This is a genomic window from Methanorbis rubei (genome assembly GCF_032714495.1).
GTDB classification, from domain to species: Archaea; Halobacteriota; Methanomicrobia; order Methanomicrobiales; family Methanocorpusculaceae; genus Methanocorpusculum; species Methanocorpusculum rubei.
In genome coordinates, this window is the sequence record NZ_JAWDKB010000010.1 from 1 (window position 1) to 23,105 (window position 23,105).

The window sequence follows — 23,105 nt, forward strand, 5'->3', positions numbered from 1 at the left end:
ACTTAGGAGGAATTAAATTTGAACAAAAACATGAAAATCATGGCCGTTCTCGCCGTTCTGCTTGCAGCAGCGCTCTTTGTAGGAGCAGCATCTGCAGGTTATACGGTAACAACCTATGCGGACTCGCTGGGAAACGTGCCAAACCAAGGTTTCCTTGCATCTTCTGTCATAGGAAACAACATTTACATTAAAGTTGTAAATGACACAGTACCCACAGACACATCTGATGTAGAGGTTTCCATCTTCCAAGACGATGGAACCACTCCGATTGGTGTTGTGCTTACAGGAAAAGTTGGTGAGATACTTTCAGTAGAGGCTGCCCTCGCCAGCGCCGACCTTGAGACTCAGTTCGTTAACCTCACCAAGGTTGGTACTACACCGGTAACCGATGTGTCCACAACGATCGAAGTTGCAACCACTGACGTTGCTACTACATTCCTGATTGTTGGTGTTCCAGATGCAGCTGTTACTGATAAAGTTGGAACCACTGCACAAGTAAACTTAGACCCGGTAAACGGAACAGATTTCGGTTTCCAGGTGACGATTATTGGTGGAACGGTTCCGTACAAGAACCAGGCACTTCTTACCACCGGACTTGATGGCACGACTGAATTTGTCAGCGCAACGGAGAGCGATGGTTCCAATATGACCTACTTTGACTCTCGTACTTATCCGGTAGGTTCGACAGGAAAATCAACATATGTAGCAACCCTTAAACTCGTACCCGCGGGTGCACCTGGTTATATGTACACGATTGTCTCCAGTAATGGCGGTATGAATATTGTCATCCCTGACACAGCAATTATTGGCGATAACTACAATGTTACCATCACTGTTGATGCTGACTCATCATTCATTGGAAAATCCGTTACAGTTAATTTCGGCAACGGCAAAAATGTGAGTGCAACGCTCGTAGCAGGTGTCAATTCGATAGGCCCTACCACATACACAGACGCTGAATCCTATGATGTTACAATTACTAGTGGCGGCGTAGTGATTCAGACTGGAACTGTAGTGGCAAAAGACGGCGACAGATCCGTCAATGCTCAGACGCATGACTCTGCCTTCGTGTATGAGAACGTCAGAGTTATGAATGGTACAGCACCAGTTAGCAAACTGTACTTCTTCTCTTCAGACGCCACCCCCACCCTGATCGCAACCATGGATGCTGAAGACAGCATTGGAACCTTCAAGCTTCTTGAAGCATCCGTCAACGGTCACTATGGTGCATGGTACGTCGAAGCAAACACTGCATCAAACTACGTCACCATCTGGTATCCGGAAATCTCTCTGAAAGCAGAGCTGACCACCGGTGACTACGGTGCAACCTCCGGCGACTCTGTTGACGGCAAGACCATCAACAAGAACACTGAAGTGTCCTTCCTCATCGAAGCACCGAATGTCGGTCCGGCAAACATTGCTCAGGTAAAGATCGTCTTTACCACTCCGGCAGCAGGTAAGACCACCACCTTTGGTGGAGCAAACTTCGCAGGCATCTCCTTGAGCACGGTTCAGACCATCGCACTTGGCACTGGCGTCATTGCTGGTGATAATGCAACTGCAGGTGTCTGGACTGCACAGGCTGAGTTCAGCTCGCCGAAAGGCTTTGCAGACAACGCCAAGAAGACCAACACCGTCAGCTTCACGCTGCAGAGCACATCTCTTGTTCTGTCCGCTGCAAAGGACTCCGTCGTTCGCAGCAATCCGTTCACCGTGAACATCCAGGGTGACAGCAAGAAACTCTACTTCGTCTATCTTGATGGAGCATCCGCATCTGACGTCAACCCGACTCTCCAGCCGGCACAGTCTGGTATGAAGTCGACTGTTACTGATACCAACATCCCGGTAGGCAGAAACACCGTTGTTGACGCAACCTCTGCAAACATCGTAGGAAGCTATGCTTACTTCGAGACTGATGCATCCGGTAAACGCACTGTTCAGTATAACACTGCAGCAAACACCGAAGACAAGACCTACACGGTCAAAGTCTATGCAATCGAAGAGGCATGGACGAATGCAACAGCAACCTACACCGCTACCTCTGACTACGACTCTGTAAAGGTCAAAGTCGAGAAAGGAGCAGTAACCATCACCGCATCCGGCGACGGTTCCTACTACATCGGCGACGAGATTAAACTCTCCGGTACCAACACCGACAGCAGCCTCGTCTACCTGTTCCTTACCGGACAGAACCTTCTTACGAACGGTATCGTCGTGAAAGAACTGCCGAACAAGACTGCAGCATACATGGCAACCAGCCCGGTAGCTGTTAAGACTGACAACACCTGGGAGTTCAAGTGGGATACCTCGAATATCGCACTCGACACTGGCGCATACACTATCTATGCAACCAGCAGACTCACCAACGGTAAGTCATCTGATCCGATTACGTACAACAACGTTACCGCAGTCAAACTTTCTGACTCCGAGTATGCAACTATCTCCGTCAACCTGAAACAGCCGTTCCTGTCCGCAATTCCGTCCGGAACTGTTGTTGCACAGGGTGACAAGCTCTACGTTCGCGGAAACGCTGAAGGTAAGCCAAGCAACCTGAAACTCTTCATCTTCGGTCCGAACTACTTCGCAGACCACACCATCACTGTTGAAGATGATGGCAGCTACGAAAAGAAGCTTGATATTGACAGCTCACTGTCCTCCAACCAGTACTTCGTCGTTGTTCAGCACCCGATGTACAATGGTGTCTTTGACGCAGAGCTTGTGAAGAGCGCAGACGAGAGCTACCAGTACTTCCAGATCAAGAACACCACCACTGGTGGATCCCAGCAGGCATCCTTCGTGGTCTGGGGCAACAACAAGCTCCAGGGATCTCAGGCAGCAGATGCTCTGACCAAGATGATCGATGATGCAAACATCGATGATATCTACACGAAGCTCACGTTCACCGTTGCAGCACCGTGGATCAGAATCAATAACCCGGGAGACCAGGCAGTTGGATCCAAGTTCACCGTAAAAGGAACGACCAACCTTGCAGTTGGCGACCAGATCCTCGTTGAAGTTGTATCTTCCTCGTTCACTGCATCCGACAAGAGCCAGACCAACATGAACAGCGGTGTTTCCCAGACTACCAAGGTCGTTGCAGGCGAAGGCGCTGACAATGCATGGTCTGTCGATGTCGACACCACCAACTGGAAGCTCGATCAGTACACCATTAAGGTGAACGGTATCGAAGTCGATGTTACCACCACGGCAGACTTCAACCTTGTTGAGAAAGTCGTAACCCCGACCCCGACCGCAACCAGTGCACAGCCAACCACCACCACTGCACCTGCAACCACCACCGCAACCCCGTCAACTCCGGGATTCGGCGCATTCATTGCACTTGCAGGACTTGGTGCAGTAGCACTTCTCGTACTCCGCCGCAACTAAGCAGCGTGAAACACAAAGAGTGAGAGAAAACTCTCAGGAGAAATCCTGAGGGAAACAATCCCTCTTTTCAGAAAAAAAAATCTTAGCTCTTTTCTCATCCCATCACCGGATGAAAAATTCCCGTATCACAAAACACCAATCAGCGCGCTTCACCTCGCAGCAGCAAACAACAACGCCTATTTTTATACAACAATGATTTTTAATGAAATGAAATGCACATAATTTATATGCACGAAGACCACACCTTGATCTATGTTCCCTAAAGACGGTCGCACGACCCTTACGGTGGATGACATCCCCAAAAAATGGTATAACATCGCCGCAGATATCGGTTCGCCGGAAATACTCAACCCCGCAACCATGAAACCGGTAACTGCAGCTGACCTTGCTCCGGTCTTCTGTAAAACATCTGTCGAACAGGAGCTTGACACAACCCACCGGTTCATCGACATCCCGGATCAGGTCCGGGAAGCCTATGCACAGTTCGGCAGAGTAACACCCTTGCAACGGGCGTACCATCTTGAGCAGTACCTCAAAACTCCGGCAAAAATTTACTTCAAACGCGAAGACGTAAGCCCAACCGGCAGCCACAAACTCAACAGCTCCATTGCTCAGGCCTACTACAACAAACGCGACGGGACCGAACATCTCACCACAGAAACCGGAGCAGGCCAGTGGGGATCTGCATTATCCCTCTCCTGCAACTACTTCGACCTCGACGTCATCATCTTCATGGTCAAAGTCAGCTTCGATCAGAAACCGTTCCGCAGATCCATCATGGAAACGTATGGAGGAACGGTCTATCCATCACCAAGCCCGATCACCGAGTACGGAAAATCCGTTCTCGCCAAAGATCCGTCCTACGGCGGAACTCTCGGGACCGCCATCACCGAAGCGGTTGAGATGGCAGTCAAGGATCAGACCGGCAAAACCAAGTACAGTCTCGGCAGTGTTGCCAACCATGTCTGCCTGCACCAGACCGTCATCGGTCAGGAACTCATCGCCCAGCTCGAAGCAATTGATGTCGTCCCGGACCACATGGTCGGGTGCATCGGCGGAGGAAGCAACTTCGCAGGATTCGCATTTCCGATGATCGAAAAGAAACTCAAAGGAAAAACGGACACCAACTTCCTTGCCGTCGAACCCTCAGAAGTTCCCTCCCTTACCAAAGGCGAGTACCGCTACGACTTCGGCGACTCAGGCGAGATAACTCCGCTGTTCAAAATGTACACGCTCGGCCACGACTTCACACCAAACGCAGTCCACGCAGGAGGACTCCGCTACCATGGCATGAACCCGCTCGTCTCCGAACTCTACGACAAAAAGATCATCAATGCTGTATCCTACAACGAAGACCAGATCTTCCAGGCAGCGGTCACCTTCGCAAGAACGGAAGGAATTATTCCGGCGCCGGAGTCATCGCATGCGATTCGCGGAGCGATCGAACTCGCCCTTGAAGCAAAGAAAAAGAATGAAGAGCAGACCATCGTCTTCAACCTCTCCGGTCACGGACTGCTGGACATGGTCGGCTATGCCAACTATCTCAAGAAGTCGAAGCATCCAGTCATTGAAGTGTGAGAGCGAGGGCAGCGGCTCTGGCGTTTGCAACAAACGCCAGGGTTCGTGCTGCATTTCGCACACCATCTTTTTTTACGCCGGTATGAACATCAACCGCATACGGCCGGACACGGCGAACAGCTTCGGCCACATTTTCCGGCGTCAGACCTCCGGCAAGAATTACCGGCACGCGTGATTCCTCAACAATTTTTGCACTGATACTCCAGTCATGCACGATGCCGGTTCCTCCGATGCGATCGGCAGTCCGCGTGTCAAGAAGAATTGCGTCGGCCGCCTCGGCAAAGTACTTCGCCGCATCAACTGCTGATGCATCCATCACATGCACAGCCTTGATTATTCTGAGATACGGCAGGGCCGACCTGACCTCATCAATGTCCTCCAGCGAAACCATGTCCTGAATCTGCAAAGTTGTGCAGTGCGACTCCCGGGCAATGAGAATCAGATCAGTTGGTTTTTGCAGATGCGTGACCGCGACCGGTTCGATGAACGGCGGCAAAGTTGCGATCATTGATGCTGCTTCAGCGCAGGAGACCGCGTCCTGTGTCACGTGAGTAATTCCCATCAGAAATCCAATGGCATCAGCGCCCGCAGCAACAGCACAGGCGAGGTCGGCGGGGGAACCGGTCCCGCAGATTTTTACTTTCATTGCGTGACCTCGATGTCGTAGACCGCATGCCAGCTTGTCGGCGAGTACGAGCGAAGCACCCGTTCCGTAACTTTTGCATATTGAAACACGCGGAAAATTTCTGCGTTGTGTTCGCCCTCTCGCTCTACCAGCGAGTAGAGATGCACAATCGTTCCCGGCTTTGTGAGAGGGGCCGCGGCTGAGAGAAACGCTGCGGCATCCATCGGGAGATTCATGATGATGCGATCAAACTGCATCGGCGACAAAATTTCTGCAAGATTTTTTGCATCGCCGAGCATGGGAATCACATTCGTGAGATGATTCAATCGAATATTTTTTTGCATCAGAAGCACTGCTTCAGGATTGAGATCGTTGGCGATCACAAGGCCCGCACGTTCCCCGAGCATCACCGGAAAGGGACCGACGCCGGCAAACATGTCAAGAATTTTTTCGTTCGTTTTCATCTGCGACAAAATTCTCTGACGTTCGTTCGCGAGCCGCGCAGAAAAGTACGCGGCCGTCAGATCAATTTTCATGCGGCGGCCGTACTCATGATACATTGTTTCGGTCGTGTCGCTACCAGCAAGAACCTTGAATGTTTTTGTGCGGAACTCGCCTTCGACCGGCGAGGTCGCGAAGAGTGCAGTGTGGGCCGAAGGACGTGCGGCAAGAATTTTTTCAGCACCGAGTGTGTCATCGTCCTGCAGGACAACGATGCCGCCAATCTGTTCGTGGCGGGGAAGTTCCTCGACCGCCTGATTTTCCACAAACTCAGCGGTCACCGCTCCAACGCACTCGAAGAGGACCGGGATCAAAAGATATTCGTCCTCGACCCGCGGACGAAGAGACCGGTCGGCGACTCCTTCGATGATGGCATTTCTTCGTGCAGCCTCGCCGTCACGAACCGGCACTCGGAGGCACCACTGCTCTTTCATGACCGGTTCTCCTTCGCGGTTTTGATAATGAGAGAAAGTTCCCGTGCGGCTTCGGTAACGTCAGGAGCGCTGACCACTGCGGAGATGACGGCGACACCGTCAAGACCTGCGGCGATCAATTCGGGTGTGTTTTCTGCGTTGATTCCGCCGATGCCGATGACCGGACACATCACTGACGAACAAATATCGCGAACTACTGCAATGCCGTGTCCGGCCCCTGCGTCCGACTTCGAAGAGGTTGAAAACACCGGACTCACCGCAACATAATCAGCACCTGCTGCCTCCGCCTCCTTTGCTTCCTCTACGCTGCCGACAGAGATGCCGATGAGAAAATTTTTCGGGCAGAGTTTTCTGACCGCAGCAATTGGAAGATCGCTCTGACCGAGATGCACACCGTCAGCGCCAGCCGCAAGAGCGACATCGACCCGGTCGTTCACGATGAAGAGTGCATAGCCTCGACAGATCTCTTTCATTTTGCAGGCAATCTCGTACAGTTCGCGTGAGGATTTTTCCTTGTCCCGCAGCTGGATTATGTTTGCTCCCCCTGCCACGGCACGGCGTGCGATCTCTTCATGCGTCAGGCCGTGAGACAGGGCTTCATCAGTGACAACGTAGAGGTCGTACATTTAGTACTCGATAATTTTCGCAGACTTTTCAAGATCTTCAGGGGTCAGTGCCGCGACCGCGTCAAGGAACGCAGGTTTGAATGAACCAGGGCCACAGGCAATTTTTGCTGCCCGCTCACCGGCAATGCCGAGTGCTGCCATCGCAGCAGCACATCCGTTTACAGTATCTGTTGCTGCGGCCGCAAATGCTCCGGTAACAGCGGCTGCCATACAACCGGTACCGGAGAGCCGGCCCATCAGTGGGTCGCCGTTCGCAACACCCAGCGTCCGGTTGCCGCTGCAGATGATATCCTCTGCCCCGCTCATGATGACAATGCACCCGAGCTGTTTTGCAAGCTCCTGTGTGATCATTTTTTTGTCGCCGGAAACACTTCCTGAGTCAACGCCGCGAACGGTTGCCGCAGTTCCTGCAAGAGTTCCAATCTCTCCCGCGTTTCCTTTGATCACCGTTATCGGCAGTTCATCAATCAGCATCTCTGCGGTCTTCGTGCGGTACGGCGTCGCTCCGGCTCCGACCGGATCGAGAATGATCGGAATGTTTCGGTCTGCGGCAACTCTGCCGGCAACAAGCATGCCTTCAATCTGTTTCGGGTCAAGTGTTCCGATATTGAGGACAAGAGCGCTGGCAATTTTGGTCATGTCGATAACATCCTCAGGAGCATGGGACATAACCGGTGAGGCTCCGATACAGAGCGTGATGTTCGCACAGTCGTTTACTGTGACGTAATTCGTGATCTGGTGGACGAGCGGTGATGTCGTCCTGACTGATTCAAGAATCTTGGCATATTTCTGCATAGGACACCTTTGATAGGATAAGTATTGGTCAGGACCTCAGAAAAATGTTTTAGTGTGCGTGCCGAATGGTATATATTATGGATGAGCAACTTGCAAAGATCCGTTCCGGCGATCTGAAACTCTACGCTCTGGAAAAACTGATGCCCGCAGACGAGGCGGTTTCTCTTCGCAGAAAATATATCGAGGAGGAGACGTCCACCGATCTCTCGGCGGTCGGTTCGTACTCGATTCCGATCGATCGCGTGGTTGTGAGAAATATTGAGAATATGATCGGCTGTGTACAGATTCCTGTCGGCGTTGCAGGGCCGGTTGTGGTGAACGGCGAGTATGCGAAAGGTAGTTTCTGGCTTCCGGTCGCAACAACGGAAGGGGCACTGACCGCTTCGATCAATCGCGGATGCAGTGCGATTACGAAGGCCGGAGGGGCTGAGGTTCGCATTCTTCGCGATGGAATGACGCGGGCACCAATCTTTGCAGCGACTTCGGTTGCTCATGCGACCGAAGTTGCCAGGTGGGCCGAGGATAATCTTCTGCTGCTGAAGACTGCGGCAGAGGAGACGACGCATCACGGAGAGATGATCGGTCTTACGACGTATGTTGTGGGAACGAATGTGTTTGTTCGGTTTGAGTTTGACACCAAGGATGCGATGGGGATGAATATGGTGACGATCGCATCCGAAGCTGCGGCAAAGCTGATCGAGGAGGAGACCGGTGCACGCATGGTTTCAACGTCCGGCAACATGTGCTGCGACAAGAAGCCGTCGGCCATCAATGTGATTGAAGGTCGGGGCAAGTCGGTTTCCGCAGGAGTGTTCCTGCCTGATGAGATGGTCGCGTCCGTGTTCAAGACTGATGCGAAGACGCTTGCCGAAGTGAATATGCGAAAGAATCTGGTGGGCTCGGCCCGTGCGGTGTCGCTCGGATTCAATGCCCATGCGGCAAACGCGATTGCGGCAATATTTCTTGCATGCGGTCAGGACCCTGCACATGTTGTTGAGGGCAGCAATGCGATTACGACCGTGGACGCAGTTCCGGGTGGTGTCTATGTTGCGGTTTCGCTACCGTCCCTTCAGGTGGGAACGGTCGGCGGAGGAACAACGATCGCAACGCAGAACGCGTGTCTGTCGATACTTGGTGTTGCAGGCGGCGGAGAAAATCCCGGAGATAATGCAAAGGCATTTGCCGAGATTGTGGCGGTCGCCGTTCTTGCCGGAGAGCTGTCGCTTCTCGGTGCTCTTGGTGCACAGCATCTGGCCAAGGCCCATCAGGAGCTTGGCCGCGGCGGATCAAAATAATCTCTCCCATATTTTTTTGCGGTCACCGCAGATCTTTTTTTATCCTGATGATTTTTTGAAAGATTCCTTCGGCAATTATTTCATACATATTCCATCTTGTAAAATACCTTAAGCCTATTTTATGCCGATGGAAATATATCAAAATACTAATTAAAATGTCATTATGGATAATTATTATGACCCCTGAAATCCCATACAAAGAATATGCCCGATTCATCACCCATAGTAACACTCACCATTCTCCCGGGAACAACCCGTGAAGGAAAACCGGAAAACTTCACCGAGATAACTATCCGACCGGGCGACACCATCTCAATTGTCGGCCCGACGGGTTCTGGAAAAACCGCACTCATCAATGACATCGAAGTGTTTGCCTGGGGCGACACAATCACCAGACGAAAAATTCTCGTCAATGGTGTTCCTCCTCCTGAAGACCTTGTTCGCGATCCGGCAAAAAAACCAATCGCCATGATCACCCAGAACACGAAATGCCTTGCCGACCTCACCGTCCAAGAGTTTCTCGCAATGCATCTCCGCTCACGAAAAATGAAAGATGACTCTGTCATAACTTCCGCAGTTGATCTCGCAAACCAGTTCACCGGCGAAAAAATTGTGAGCTCGATGCGAATGAGTTCGCTCTCCGGCGGTCAGACCCGATCACTCTTCATCGCAGATGCAGTCCTCATCTCCGACACGCCGATAATTTTGCTTGACGAAGTGGAGAATGCCGGCATCTTCAAAGATCGCGTGATAGACATTCTCCGCGAAAAAAAGAAAGCGATCATCTTTGTAACGCACGACCCCTACGTTGCCCTCCTCACCAAAAAACGCATCGTCATGAAATGCGGTGCTGTTGAAAATATTCTCACGCCGAAAGATGAAGAGACTGAAGCTCTTGCACGAATCGCACACATGGATGCTGACCTGATGAAGCTCAGGGAACGCATCCGCTCAGGAGAAATTCTCGCAACCTTGGAGGTCGCATGAACGTCCGGCTGATTGCAATAGCAGGACCCCCGAGTGCCGGAAAAACTGCGGTCGTTAAACAGATCATCCGCAACCTCGGAGCCGCGAAAGTTGCCTATCTCAAGATCGATGTCGTGCAGGCATGGGAGGACGAAGAACTCGCTGCTGAGTTTGGCATCCCCACCAAAAAAGTTTACTCAGGCGACATGTGCCCGGATCATATGGGCATCATGGTAATCCGTGACGCCCTCGTTTGGGCTGAAGGAATCGGCGCTGAGTACCTCCTCTATGAAAGTGCAGGCCTCTGCCTGCGATGCACACCGTACACCAGAAACTCGCTCGGACTTTGTGTTTTGTCCGCAGTATCAGGCACGCATGCCCCACTCAAAATGGCCCCCATGATTGCTCTTGCTGACGTCGCCGTTGTCACCAAAATTGATCTCGTCTCTCAGGCGGAGAAAGAGGTCTTCCGCGAAGGAATCCGACAGGTCGCACCGGATATCGATATCGTTGAGACCAATGCAGTGCAGGGAACCGGCATGCGGTATCTCATGCAGGTCATCGAAAAAATTCGGCCAGCGGAAAGCGAGAGAGATACCCTTCGCGGAGTCCCGCCGCTTGGCGTGTGCACCATCTGTATCGGAAAAAAAGAGACCGGATGGCAGGAACACTTCGGTGTCATCAGACCGCTTGCAGCGCCAGACAATCTTTACCGGGGTGAGTAAAATGGTCTGGACGCCACCCGGAAAAAACTGCGGAGCCTGCGGTATGAACTCCTGCGAATCATTCGCAACAGTGATCGCGATCGGAGAAAAACTGCTGCGTGAATGTCCCTACTATGCTGGACAACAACCGCAGACAGTCTCACCCGTCTGCGACAGCGGCTGCTATACAGGGACGGACGTTACCGAAACTCCGTATGATTTTATCATCACTGCGTTTGAGGGTGAACCCTCGGCAAGAAAAATAATTCTTCCATTTAGATCCGATCTCGTGGAGAGGCTCAACATCTCTTTCGGTGACATTGTCACCGGAAGACCGACCGGAGCAGGCTGTCCGGTTCAGCATGTGATTCGCGTGATCGAAGCAGATCCTGTCTCAGGCCTCATCACCGGTCATGTGGTAGGTCCAGCGTTTGCCCGGATAAACTGCGATGCAATCGATCTCGGCCACTACCACATGATAGGATTTGAAGGAGTGGCAAACGTTGTGCGAAAGGAACCTGAGTTCGGGTGCCGCATGCCGTTTCTTCCCGCACTCTGCATGATGCACCGGACGCATACCGGTCTTGTCAACATGATCATGCACAAATCCTATGGAATCCATGTGAGAGTAGAGGGGATTGTGATCCTATGAAATCGATAGAGGATATCAATAAAAAAATCGCCGCAAAAACAGCGGTGGTACTCACCGCATCAGAACTCAAGAAACGCATTCGTGCAGGCGAAACGATCACGCCCGAAGACGTCGATGTCGTTACCTGCGGAACGTTTGGGATAATGTCAGGGACCGCAGCAGTGATTGCATTTCAGGCGGCAGAGCCGGGAGCCTTTCGTCACGCGACCAGCATGACGCTGAACGGCGTTCCTACACATCTCGGCCCCTGTCCGAACGAGAGCAACGGTCATGTGGATGCGATGGTTTATGGAACAGCTGCATCAAGCCGTACCGGTTACGGAGGCGGCCATCTGTTTGCCGACCTTGTCGAAAAAAAATCCGTTGAGGCTGTAATCGAAACTGATGCAGGCACGATCACCAAAACAATAACGATTGATGAGATGTCCTCGGCGAGGATGATCGTCACCCGCGGTGCGTTCAAAAATTATATGGCATTTGTCAATCCCTCCGAGAGCGAGATCACCACGATTTTTTCTGTGACACCAATGCAGGGAAACATGAATGAAGCAACATTCTCCGGCTGCGGTGAGATCAATCCGCTGGAGAATGATCCAACCCTCAGGTTCCACACGCCCGGGACCGGAGCTCTCGTCAACGGAGCTCCGGGAATTATTCTCGGAACCGGCACGCGAAGCTCTGCGGCAAAACCAAATCTTTCCTTAGCTGCCGACATGAAAAACATGGATCCAAATCTCATGGGCGGATTCAGGATGCCGACCGCATGCGAATGCCTCACTTCGGTTGCGACCGCAATCCCTGTGACTGATGACGCGGCCCTTGCCGCACTGTCGATCCTCGATGAAAATATTTCACTTCCGGTCGCCGCCGTGACAAACCGAACAGCGTTTGATGCGGCAACCTATGCTGATGCATGGAACGGCGATGCCCGCGTCCGCGTGGATCCAAAAAAATGCACAACACCCGAGTGTAACAGGTGCCGGGACCTCTGCCCGCGTGAGGCAATCAGAGAAGATCTCTCCATCACCAAATCCTGCATGGGTTGTCTGACCTGCGTGAAGGTGTGTCCCGCGGGCGCGTACTCGGCAAATGGCGGGACACTTCACACCAGTACCGGAGAAATCAAAATAATTCTCCGGCAGTCCGACCGCGTGCGTGGAGAGCTTGCGGCACGCACTCTTCGCGACAGAATTCGTTCCGGGTCGTGGCGGTTTGGAGGTGTCTGAGATGGGAGAGTATATTCTTAGATGCGTCTCCGGCGGCGAAGTTCTGCCGGAACATTACACACTTTCCTGCAGTAAACACCCAGGACTGCTGCGGACCGAATACTCTGCAAGACAGTTAACGGTCCGGCCCGAACTTCCGGGAATTTTTCGGTACATTGACTGGCTGCCGGTTCACGGAGTTCTGCCGACAGAGTCGCGGTCCGTGACGTTTCAGAGCGAAGAGCTCTGCCGCGAACTCGGGCTGCCGAATCTTTGGATAACATTTACCGGCTATTATCCTGAGCGAAAATGTCTTGTTCCCACCGGCTCGTTCAAGGAACTGGAAGCTCTGCCAACCACCGTCCGACTTTCTGAAAATGGTGGAGGGACTCTGGTCGTGGCTTCTGCCGGCAACACCGGCCGAGCGTTTGCCGAAATGGCGGCAAGATTTGAAACGCCGGTCGTCATTGTAGTTCCTGAAGATGCGACAAAAAATCTCTGGACCGTAGCAGAGCCAAAAGATCCGGAAAAAATCAAACTGGTTGCTGTCCGCGGAGACTACACCGATGCCATCGGCGTTGCCAATAAGATTACCGAGAAAGTAGGTTTTCTTCCGGAAGGCGGAGCACAAAATGTTGCCCGCCGCGACGGGATGGGGACCGTGATGCTGGATGCTGCGGTAACGATTGGGAGGATGCCGGACCATTACTTCCAGGCGATCGGTTCAGGCACCGGAGGTATCTCAGCATGGGAGGCGGCGATGAGGCTCTGGGAGGACGGGCGGTTCGGCAGTTCAGTGCCGAAACTGCATCTCGCCCAGAATTATCCGTTCGTCCCAATGGTGAACGCGTGGAAAGAGAAACGGTCGCAGGTGCTGGAGACCGACATGCCGAATGCAGCTGAAGCCATCAGACAGGTGTCGGCACATGTTCTGACGAACCGTGAGCCGCCGTATGGTATTCCGGGCGGCATGTTCGAGGCGATGATGTACTGCGGCGGCGATATGTATGCGGTCAAAAATGAGGAGGCAAAAGACGCCGGGCGTCTGTTCGCTGATGCTGAGTGCGGCATCGATCTGGATCCTGCGGCAGCGGTTGCAACAGCGGCCCTGATCTCGGCTGTTGAGAGCGGGGCGATTGATCGCAGTTCAACGATTACGCTGAATATTACCGGCGGCGGTTACGCAAGAGTTCGTGAGGATTTTTCGCTCACTCAGGTGCCGGTAGCATTCACGGTGAATGCAGATGAGGTGCCGGAGTTATGAACGAGGAGATAGTTCTCAAAATTTTGGAGGAACATGGAATTGATCTTGTCGCGTCGCTTCCGTGCGACAAAAACAAACGGCTGACTGCCCTCCTCCCGACAAAGTTTCCAGTGATTGATCTTGCCCGCGAGGAGGATGGCGTTGGAATTTGTGCGGGTGCATACCTCGGTGGAAGAAAACCGTTGATGTCGATTCAGAGTTCCGGCCTTGGCAATATGATGAATGCGTTGATGTCGCTTTCCAGGACATATGATCTGCCGCTGCCGATTCTTGCAAGTTGGCGGGGAGTCTACTGCGAGGCAATCTGTGCACAGATTCCGTTCAACGAGCCGCTTCCAAGAATGCTGGATGTGTATAATATTCCATACCGGATATTTTCAAATGCTGAGGATCTGAAAAATCTCGGTGAGGTGATCCAAGGAGCGTATGAGATGCGGACACCGTTTGTTGCGCTGATCAAACCATCCTGCTGGGAACCTGAAGAGTCGGTGGAAATTTCGTATCCGAGGCGTGTTGTTCCTGCGAAGAGTTTTACACTCTCAGGCTACGCTGATCCTCAGATGGTGCGGCTGGATGCTATCCGCGTGATTACAGAGTTTGCGGATGAGGAGACGCTTGTCGTCTCCAATATTGGTGTTCCGTCCAAGGAGCTGTATGTGACAAAGGATCGCGACGGCAACTTCTACATGCTGGGCAGCTACATGCAGGCATCAGCGATCGGTCTTGGTTGTGCGGTTGCATGTCCGAAGAAGCGAGTGATTGTGATCGACGGCGACGGAAGTCTTCTCGGCTCTGCGGTTTTGCCGATGGTTGCGGCTTCGGGGACAACGAATCTGACGATTGTTGCTCTTGATAACGGAACGTTTGGGAGCACGGGAAATCAGATCAGTCCTGCGTATGCGACTGCGGACTTGAGCGTTCTTGCTTTGGGAGCAGGGATTACATCAGTCGAGCGGGCTGGATCATCTGAAGAGTTGTGGAATGCTTTGGAGCATGGGGTTTCCTTTGTGCATGTCCCTCTGCGGCCCGGCAATTCATCGTCGCCAAATATTTCTCTGTCGCCGACTGAGATCAGGAACCGGTTTATGAAGTTTTGTCAGAGATGACAGAGTGTAACAAACCCGAAAACATCAAAAAAAACCCACACCATAACCATTAATCCCCTTCCCTCCAATAGAATAATACATGCTGAACAAATACAAGGGATGCCTCCTCGGTGCCGTACTCGGCGACGCCCTTGGAATGCCCGGCGAAACCACCGTGAGCCGGTTCATCGGAGTCACCCTCGGATTCAAACGTGCATACAAAGGCCACCCAAACCATGACCTCCTGCCAGGCCAGTACACCGACGACTCACAAATAATGCTTGCAGCAGCCCGCCTTCTTGCTGACGCATCATGGGATCCGGAAACATACGCCAAAGACCTGCTCCGGACCCACAACCTCAACAAATTCCGCTACCCTGACGGAACCATCTATGCCGCATGCAAACGCATGCAGACCACCAACGACTTTGTCGGCTCAGGCGTCTACTCAGACAGCGCTGGCTGTATCTCCCTTGCCGTACCCTTCGCTCTTGCCTACAAAGACCGCAAAGAAATGGCGCCCAAACTTCTTGAAGCCTGCAGCATCACCCACACCCACCCAGGGGCCCACGCCGCAACAATCGGTCTTGCCCTCATGCTCAACACCCTCATTGAAACCGGCAGCACCAGCGAAGCATATCAGGCGCTCATCACCGCCGCACAAAACATGAACCCTGACCTTGCCGCAAGAATCAACAACGCAGTGCGCATCGAAAAAACCGGCATGCAGATCACTGAATCTCTGGCAGCAATCGGCAACTCATCCTCAGTCTATCACACCCTGCCGGTTGCACTATTCCTCTGCAACCGCTTTAGCGATCCTGAAGAACTCCTCGCCTGCGCATCCTCATGCGGCGGCAACGCAGACACCATCACCCTCATCTGCGGCGCATACCTTGGAGCCTACCGCGGCATCGAAGCCCTGCCGCAGGATCTCCTCGCGAGTCTTGAACGAAGAGGAGAGTTTGAAACCCTCGCAGAAAAACTACAGAACCCCAAAAAACCTGAACCAAAAAAGTCCGAGAAAAAACCGACACAAGAGCCGGAAAGTATCTACGACTCAGGCTGGGAACCAGAATAACATTCTCTTTTTTCCATCAATACAACAGAATTTAATCTCTCCCACGTCCCATACTGTATCCATGGATATTGCGATTGTCGGCGCATCCGGATACGCCGGAGGAGACCTCATCAGACTGCTTCTGACACACTCACAGGCAAACCTCGTCTGTGCCACCTCCCGCAAACTCGCGGGAACTCCCGTAACCAAAGACCACATACACTTAAAAAATCTCATCGACCTCGACTATACCAACCCATCCGTCGACAAAATCGACGCAGACTTCGCATTTCTCGCGGTCCCCCACACTGCCGCAATGCAGTATGCCCCGCGCCTCAAAGAGCGCGGCATCAAAACTGTTGACCTCAGTGCTGACTACAGGCTCCCGCAGGACATCTACGAAAAAACCTACGGCGTCAAACACACCGCATACTTCAAAGCCCCGTACGGCATCCCTGAACTCCATCGAAAAGACATCCGCGGAGCAGACTTCGTCGCAAATCCCGGTTGCTTCCCAACAGGTGCAACCCTTGCCGCAGCACCGGTCGCAGACCTTGCTGCGCAAATAATTTACGACTCAAAGAGCGGCGTGTCCGGAGCAGGCGACTCGGTCTCCGAGACCACCCACTACCCAAACGTCGATGAAAACATCGCCCCCTACAAAATAACAGCCCACCGACACCTGCCGGAGATGAAACAGGAAGCAGCATTCCTGAAATCATCCGCGAAAATCTACTTCACCCCCCACCTCCTCCCCGCAATCCGCGGCATCATCACAACCGCCCACATCCTCTTCAAAAAACCGGTCACCGAAGGCGAAGTCCAGAAACGCTACGAATCATTCTACAAAAACGAACCGTTCATCAGATTGCAGACCGCAAAACTTGGAGGCGTTCGCGGCTCAAACTTCTGCGACATCAACTTCGAGCTCGAAGCTGACGGAACCCGACTGGTCGCAGTATCTGCAATCGACAACCTCGTCAAAGGAGCATCCGGTCAGGCTGTTCAGAACATGAACATCATGTGCGGATTTGCCGAAACCGACGGACTTCGGATGCCCGGAATGTTCCCTTAACAAGGTTCATCATGGCGCGAACAAATATAATACACAGGAGTCTCTATGCAAAGTATCTGTGCTGTTGAAGGCGTCAGCGCCTGGGGCATAAAAGAAGGAAAATTCGGCCTTGCACTAATCAAAGCATCCGGAACAGGAGCCGCAGTCTTTACCACCAACAAAGTCCGTGCACCTGTCGTCAACCTCATGGCTGAACGTACCAGACGCGGGAAGCTTGCAGGCGTCATCGTAAACAGCGGATGCGCCAATGCCTACACAGGTAAACGCGGATACGAGGACGCAAAGACCATGGCAGCGATTGGTGCTGAAGCCCTCGGTATCTCGGAAAAAGAAACAGGCGTTGCAAGTACCGGAGTTATCGGCAGATATCTGGACCTCGACCTCATCCGCAGGCAGAGTGCTGATGTTGCCGGAAAACTTGCCCACTCCGCAGAGGCGGAGATCGCCGCCGCAAAAGCAATCATGACCACCGATCTCGTGCAGAAGCATGCCCTCGTCCAGCGCGAAGGGTTTACCATCGCAGGTATCTGCAAAGGCTCAGGAATGATTGCACCAAATATGGGAACCATGCTCTCCTTCGTCTACACCGACGCAGAAGTTCCTTCAGAAAAACTTCAGGAAAATCTGAAGACCGCAGTCCAGCGGAGTCTGAACCGCGTCGTCGTTGACGGCGACGAGAGTACCAATGACTCACTCTTCTGCACTGCGACCGGCGAAGCAGGCCGCGTGCCGAAGAAAGAGTTTGCCGCAGCTCTCGAAGAGTGCTGCATCTCTCTTGCAAAACAGATTGCAGCCGACGGCGAAGGAGCGACAAAACTGATCGAGGTCCGCGTCACCGGAGCTGCCCGCGAAAAGGATGCAGAGAAAATCGCAAAAGCTGTCATCACTTCACCGCTGGTGAAGAGTGCAGTCTACGGCGAGGACCCGAACTGGGGTCGGGTTGTCTGCGCCGCAGGATACTCGGGCGTTGAGTTTGCCATTGACGAGCTGTCTCTTTCGATCGGTGAAGGAGAAGGCGAGACCGAGCTCGTGCACAAGGGAGAGATCACCGCAGACCTTGTGAAAGCCAAGGCTGCGATGGCAGGAAAACGTGTGGTGTTCACGATCATCCTTGAGTCAGGCAAGAAAGAGGCTGTTGCCTGGGGCTGCGACCTGACGGAAAAATATGTGGAGATTAACGGGAAGTATACAACATGAACCGGCAGAGTGTGTTAATGGAGGCGCTTCCGTACATTCGGAAGTTTCACGGAAAAACAATTGTGATTAAGCTTGGCGGCCACGCGATGGTTGACCCGAAGATCATGAACACGGTGATTGAGGATGCAGTGCTTCTTCACTATGTCGGCATGCGGGTTGTGCTCGTGCACGGCGGAGGTCCTGAGATCACGCAGAAGATGCAGGCTCTCGGCAAAGAACCGAAGTTCATCGGCGGTCTGCGGGTGACGGATGCGGAGACGCTTGAGATCGCCCAGATGGTTTTAGCCGGAAAGATCAGCAGCGCGATTGTGAGTCTGATTGCAAAGAACGGGGCACGCGGTGTTGGTGTATCCGGCAACGACGGCGGACTGGTGATTGCGGAGAAGATGCCCCTGAAGAAGATCAAGGTTGGCGATCATGAGGAGGAGGTTGACCTCGGGTTTGTCGGAGAGATCCGCGAGATCAACTCAAAACTTCTTGAGACACTTCTTGATGCAGGATATATTCCGGTGGTGTCGCCTCTTGCAATCGATCGGAAAGGAAATGATCTGAACATCAATGCTGACACGATGGCAGGCGAGATTGCAGTAGCCCTCAAGGCGTTCAAGCTGATCTCGCTGACCGATGTGGACGGCGTGATGGACAAGGACAGAACAAAGGTGTTCCACCGCCTGACCCTGAAAAATGTGGATGCTTTAATGGCAGACGGCACGATCTCCGGCGGCATGATCCCGAAGCTTGAGGCAAGTATGATCGCGGTCCGTCACGGAGTTGAGGGAGCACATATTGTGAACGGCAATGCAGAACACAATCTGCTTCTGGAGCTGTTCACGGATGACGGGGTTGGCACGATGATCACGGCGTCGATGATCTGTCTCTGATTTTTTTCATTTTATTTTTTTATATTTTGAGATGGATCGGCACGTTTTGCAGCCCACGGAAAATCTGAAAGCACAGAAAATATCACGGAAAAAAACATCACGGAGCAGACGTGAACAGCACGGAAATATCATTTCAATATGATGTCACAAAAATTTAGTTGATTTTTTCTCAAAAATTTTTCAAAAAAAATTGTCGCAAAAATATTTCCGTATTATTTTTTTCATCGTCCAAATAATTCTGCCAAGTAACAACGTGAGTAAATTTTTTCGTGATAGATATCGTTTTAGATCTGAGTTCCGTGATGTTTTTTCCATCGAAATTCCGTGTACTCCGTTTTTCCGTGGACGACACAGAGATAATAGATAAAATCCGATGCATCGAAAGTGATTTATTACTTCGGTTCAATACTCTCAGAATAGATGGGTATTATTTGTCCGCTGACACAGGAACGATGCATGGGGAAGGACTGCAAGTTCTGGAGAGCTGATGCGAAGATCGATAAGAAGGCTGATACGTTTTATGAGCTGGATACCGGCGAGTGCCTGTTCATCAAGGTGGCAAATCATCTGCTGGCGAAGTAGGATATTTTCTTTTTTTATTTTTTGTTGAGGACGATATTTTCATTCATCCTGTAGCAGTGCGACTGAGCACGAAAAGAGCTGAGATTTTTCTGAAAAGAGGGATTGTGTCCCTCAGGATTTCTCCCAAGAGTTTTCTCTCACTCTTTTTGTTTCACGCTGCTTAGTTGCGGCGGAGTACGAGAAGTGCTACTGCACCAAGACCTGCAAGTGCAATGAATGCGCCGAATCCCGGAGTTGACGGGGTTGCGGTCGGGGTTGCAGTTGCAGTGGTGGTGGTTGGCTGTGCACCGGTTGCGGTCGGGGTCGGGGTTACGACTTTCTCAACAAGGTTGAAGTTGGTCGTGGAGGTAACATCGACTTCGATACCGTTCACCTTAATGGTGTACTCGTCAAGTTTCCAGTTGGTGGTGTCGACATCGACAGCCCATGCATTGTCAGCGCCTTCGCCTGCAACGACCTTGGTAGTCTGAGAGACACCGGAGGTGGTGGAGGTGGAGGTCTTGTCAACTGCAGTGAAGGATGAGGACATTACTTCAACAAGGATCTGGTCGCCAATTGCAAGGTTCGTTGTTCCCGTAACGGTGAACTTGGATCCAACTGCCTGGTCTCCCGGGTTGTTGATTCTGATCCACGGTGCTGCAACGGTGAACGTGAGCTTGGTGTAGATATCATCGATGTTTGCATCATCGATCATCTTGGTCAGAGCATCTGCTGCCTGAGATCCCTGGAGCTTGTTGTTGCCCCAGACCACGAAGGATGCCTGCTGGGATCCGCCGGTGGTGGCGTTCTGAATCTTGAAGTACTGGTAGTCTCCATTCTGCTCCTTTACGAGCACTGCGTCAAAGACGCCGTTGTACATCGGGTGCTGAACGACGACGAAGTACTGGTTGGAGGACATTGAGCTGCTGATGTCAATCTTCTTTTCGTAGCTGCCATCATCTTCAACAGTGATGGAGTGGTCCTCGAAGAAGTTCGGACCGAAGATGTAGAGCATCAGGTTGTTCGGTTTGCCTTCTGCGGTTCCGCGAACATAGAGCTTGTCGCCCTGTGCGATGACGGTTCCAGACGGAACTGCAGACAGGAACGGCTGCTTCAGGTTGACGGAGATGGTTGCATACTCAGAGTCGGACAGTTTGACTGCATTTCCCACTGCGGTAGATGATTTACCGTTGGTAAGTCTGCTGGTTGCATAGATTGTGTATGCGCCAGTGTCGAGTGCAATTTGTGAGGTGTCCCACTTGTACTCCCAGGTGTTGTCGGTCTTGACAGCTACTGGGTTGGTTGCATTGTATGCAGGAACCTTGGCCGGCAGGTCCTTCAGGACGATACCGTTCTCAAGGAGGTTCTGTCCGGTAAGGAACAGGTAGACGTTGCTGCTGTCGGTGTTGGTACCGGTGAGTTTAATCTCGTCACCGATGTAGTAGGAACCGTCGCCGGATGCGGTGATGGTTACTGCTCCCTTCTCAACCTTGACTTTGACTTTGTCGTAGTCAGAGGTGTCGAGAACTGCAGAGGTGTTAACTGGAGTGCCGACAATACCATTGACTTTGACGGTGTAGGTCTTGTCTTCGGTGTTTGCTGCAGTGTTGTACTGGATTGTACGCTTACCGCTTGCATCAGTCTTGAAGAATGCTCCGCCGTAAACAGGAACAGAGTTACCGAGGGTGTTGTCGATCGTGAAGGCACCCTGGTATCCATTCTGTGAAGGCTGGAGTTCTGGGTTTACTTCGGTGCCAATTGCATTTTCAAGGTAAATTGCATAGACGGTCTGTGCTTTGCCGCTGATGGTGACCGTGAACGGGTTGCTGCGGACAACAGAGTCCTTAGCTGCCGTGATGGTCAGGGTGCTGCTCTGCAGGGTGAAGGAAATCGTGTTGGATTTCTTTGCATAGTCTGCAAATGCTTTCGGCATTTTGTACTCTGCCTGTGCAGTGTAGGTACCTGCGGCTGCATTCTGACCTGCTGCGCCCCAACCTGCGATGGTCTGGGATGCAGTCAGCTGAACAGAGCCAAATTCTTTTCCACCGAAGTCAGTGGTTTTACCTGCAACAGGAGTGGTGAACACGATCTTTGCATAGGAAGAGTTGCTTGCGTTGTCTTTATCGTAGAATGCCGGACCGACTTTCGGTGCATTGATCAGGAAGGAGACGTTGGTGTCTTTGTTGACAGTCTGTCCGTCAATGGAGTCGCCTGCGGTCATGCCGTTAGCAGAGTTCGTAGTTAACTCTGCCTGAAGGGAGATTTCCGGATACCAGATGTAAACATCAGGCCCAGTTGTCTGAGATATCGGATTGGCCGCATCTAAGTAATATCCACCATACTGACCGTTCACGACAGCTTCAGTAAGGTAGAAGATACCATTTGAATCAGAAGAGATCTGATTGACTGCAGTCGGGTTCATGCCGTCGGTATACTTCGTCAATTTCTGGACTGTGCCAGGTGCCGCATTCTGAAAGACGATATGCTCAAAGACGAATACATCAGCACCCGACTTGGAGGTGACAGATCTGGTTACGTAATCAGCACCGACTGGTGATACGGACTTAGTTACCTGGAAGTAAACCGATGCGGATCCACCAGCAATGCTGACAGTATAGAGGCCAGGGCTCAGACCAGTCATCTGACCATCTGCATTGGTAGTGAATTTCACAGAGGAATCTGCTGCACTGGTAAACGTAATGCCAGACATAAGTGATCCATCTGGATACTTAAGAACTGTTACTGTGTTACCGAACAGGTACCGCTGCATTGTATTTTCAGCGCTATCATTGGCCGCGAATACATCAGTTGTCTCTGTGTTGATACTAGTGACATTGAGCTGATAGGTCGTCGTGGGGAACGAAAGCAGTTTCGAGTAAACCCCAACTACAGTCGTCGTGTTATTGATGGTAACATTGGATACATCAACAACTTTGAGGACGTTTAATCCATCAGCTGTCTTGAATTCATCGCCAGTGGCAAAATAGCCAAAGCTACCACTGGTGTTGTGTGCCGGATTGAGTGATGCCGCATACTGAATCGTGTAGTTTATATCGCCACTGTTGTTCACGAGTAATGGTGGAGCATTTACTGCATCAGTGGAAAGCGTGGTGTTTGCCGCAGATGCTGCGCCCATTAACAGTGCGAATGAAAGAACTACAGCCAGAAGCGCCATAATTTTCATGTTTTTGTTCAAATTTAATTCCTCCTAAGT

Annotated in this window: 19 protein-coding genes; 14 read left to right on the top strand and 5 right to left on the bottom strand. The window is 52.0% G+C overall.

Annotated features, from left to right (window positions below):
- Positions 1-30 precede the first annotated feature (30 nt).
- Positions 31-3,387 carry an MEMAR_RS02690 family S-layer glycoprotein gene (locus tag McpCs1_RS09125; protein WP_338096946.1) on the top strand — a complete coding sequence of 1,119 codons (3,357 nt, stop codon included), beginning with the start codon at positions 31-33 and terminating at the stop codon, positions 3,385-3,387.
- Between the two features lie 252 nt (positions 3,388-3,639).
- Positions 3,640-4,965: a TrpB-like pyridoxal phosphate-dependent enzyme gene (locus tag McpCs1_RS09130; RefSeq protein WP_338096947.1), complete on the top strand. Its 1,326-nt coding sequence runs from the start codon at positions 3,640-3,642 to the stop codon at positions 4,963-4,965.
- On the opposite strand, the gene McpCs1_RS09135 is transcribed toward McpCs1_RS09130, so the two are convergent.
- The 4 genes from McpCs1_RS09135 to thiM are packed head-to-tail and all read right to left on the bottom strand — an operon-like array spanning position 4,952 to position 7,946.
- Positions 4,952-5,611 (bottom strand): phosphoribosylanthranilate isomerase, encoded by a 660-nt coding sequence (locus McpCs1_RS09135; RefSeq protein ID WP_338096948.1) that lies wholly within the window; start codon positions 5,609-5,611, stop codon positions 4,952-4,954. The genes McpCs1_RS09130 and McpCs1_RS09135 overlap by 14 nt on opposite strands.
- On the bottom strand, positions 5,608-6,525 hold the full coding sequence (locus tag McpCs1_RS09140; RefSeq protein ID WP_338096949.1) for a class I SAM-dependent methyltransferase: 918 nt from the start codon (positions 6,523-6,525) through the stop codon (positions 5,608-5,610). The genes McpCs1_RS09135 and McpCs1_RS09140 overlap by 4 nt, the downstream gene beginning before the upstream one ends.
- Positions 6,522-7,151 carry a thiamine phosphate synthase gene (gene thiE, locus McpCs1_RS09145; RefSeq protein WP_338096950.1) on the bottom strand — a complete coding sequence of 210 codons (630 nt, stop codon included), beginning with the start codon at positions 7,149-7,151 and terminating at the stop codon, positions 6,522-6,524. The genes McpCs1_RS09140 and thiE overlap by 4 nt, the downstream gene beginning before the upstream one ends.
- Positions 7,152-7,946 carry a hydroxyethylthiazole kinase gene (gene thiM, locus McpCs1_RS09150; protein WP_338096951.1) on the bottom strand — a complete coding sequence of 265 codons (795 nt, stop codon included), beginning with the start codon at positions 7,944-7,946 and terminating at the stop codon, positions 7,152-7,154.
- A gap of 77 nt (positions 7,947-8,023) precedes the next feature.
- On the opposite strand from thiM, the gene hmgA reads away from it, so the two are divergent.
- From hmgA to McpCs1_RS09210, 12 genes are all read left to right on the top strand, one after another.
- Complete coding sequence (gene hmgA, locus McpCs1_RS09155) at positions 8,024-9,241, top strand: hydroxymethylglutaryl-CoA reductase (NADPH) (protein ID WP_338096952.1); 1,218 nt, start codon at positions 8,024-8,026, stop codon at positions 9,239-9,241.
- A 204-nt stretch (positions 9,242-9,445) separates the two neighbouring features.
- Complete coding sequence (locus McpCs1_RS09160) at positions 9,446-10,228, top strand: ATP-binding cassette domain-containing protein (protein WP_338096953.1); 783 nt, start codon at positions 9,446-9,448, stop codon at positions 10,226-10,228.
- Positions 10,225-10,932, top strand: a complete 708-nt coding sequence (locus tag McpCs1_RS09165) for a GTP-binding protein (protein WP_338096954.1) — start codon at positions 10,225-10,227, stop codon at positions 10,930-10,932. Before McpCs1_RS09160 ends, McpCs1_RS09165 begins: the two co-directional genes overlap by 4 nt.
- Position 10,933: 1 nt before the next feature.
- Positions 10,934-11,563, top strand: a complete 630-nt coding sequence (locus McpCs1_RS09170) for a (Fe-S)-binding protein (protein ID WP_338096955.1) — start codon at positions 10,934-10,936, stop codon at positions 11,561-11,563.
- Positions 11,560-12,789, top strand: coding sequence for a methanogenesis marker 16 metalloprotein (locus McpCs1_RS09175; protein WP_338096956.1), 1,230 nt, complete (start codon positions 11,560-11,562; stop codon positions 12,787-12,789). The genes McpCs1_RS09170 and McpCs1_RS09175 overlap by 4 nt, the downstream gene beginning before the upstream one ends.
- Before the next feature lies 1 nt (position 12,790).
- Positions 12,791-14,032 carry a cysteate synthase gene (locus tag McpCs1_RS09180; RefSeq protein WP_338096957.1) on the top strand — a complete coding sequence of 414 codons (1,242 nt, stop codon included), beginning with the start codon at positions 12,791-12,793 and terminating at the stop codon, positions 14,030-14,032.
- Positions 14,029-15,138 (top strand): sulfopyruvate decarboxylase subunit beta, encoded by a 1,110-nt coding sequence (gene comE, locus McpCs1_RS09185; protein ID WP_338096958.1) that lies wholly within the window; start codon positions 14,029-14,031, stop codon positions 15,136-15,138. Before McpCs1_RS09180 ends, comE begins: the two co-directional genes overlap by 4 nt.
- A 79-nt stretch (positions 15,139-15,217) precedes the next feature.
- Positions 15,218-16,198: an ADP-ribosylglycohydrolase family protein gene (locus tag McpCs1_RS09190; protein ID WP_338096960.1), complete on the top strand. Its 981-nt coding sequence runs from the start codon at positions 15,218-15,220 to the stop codon at positions 16,196-16,198.
- Positions 16,199-16,259: 61 nt separating this feature from the next.
- Positions 16,260-17,252 (top strand): N-acetyl-gamma-glutamyl-phosphate reductase, encoded by a 993-nt coding sequence (gene argC, locus McpCs1_RS09195; protein WP_338096961.1) that lies wholly within the window; start codon positions 16,260-16,262, stop codon positions 17,250-17,252.
- 45 nt (positions 17,253-17,297) lie between these two features.
- Complete coding sequence (gene argJ / locus McpCs1_RS09200; protein WP_338096962.1) at positions 17,298-18,449, top strand: bifunctional ornithine acetyltransferase/N-acetylglutamate synthase; 1,152 nt, start codon at positions 17,298-17,300, stop codon at positions 18,447-18,449.
- Positions 18,446-19,330, top strand: coding sequence for an acetylglutamate kinase (gene argB / locus McpCs1_RS09205; protein ID WP_338096963.1), 885 nt, complete (start codon positions 18,446-18,448; stop codon positions 19,328-19,330). Before argJ ends, argB begins: the two co-directional genes overlap by 4 nt.
- A gap of 420 nt (positions 19,331-19,750) precedes the next feature.
- A complete protein-coding gene (locus McpCs1_RS09210) occupies positions 19,751-19,912 on the top strand; it encodes a hypothetical protein (protein WP_338096964.1) in 162 nt (53 codons plus the stop codon).
- A gap of 160 nt (positions 19,913-20,072) precedes the next feature.
- Here McpCs1_RS09210 and McpCs1_RS09215 read toward each other — a convergent pair whose 3' ends face one another.
- Positions 20,073-23,087 (bottom strand): MEMAR_RS02690 family S-layer glycoprotein, encoded by a 3,015-nt coding sequence (locus McpCs1_RS09215; protein WP_338096965.1) that lies wholly within the window; start codon positions 23,085-23,087, stop codon positions 20,073-20,075.
- Positions 23,088-23,105 lie beyond the last annotated feature (18 nt).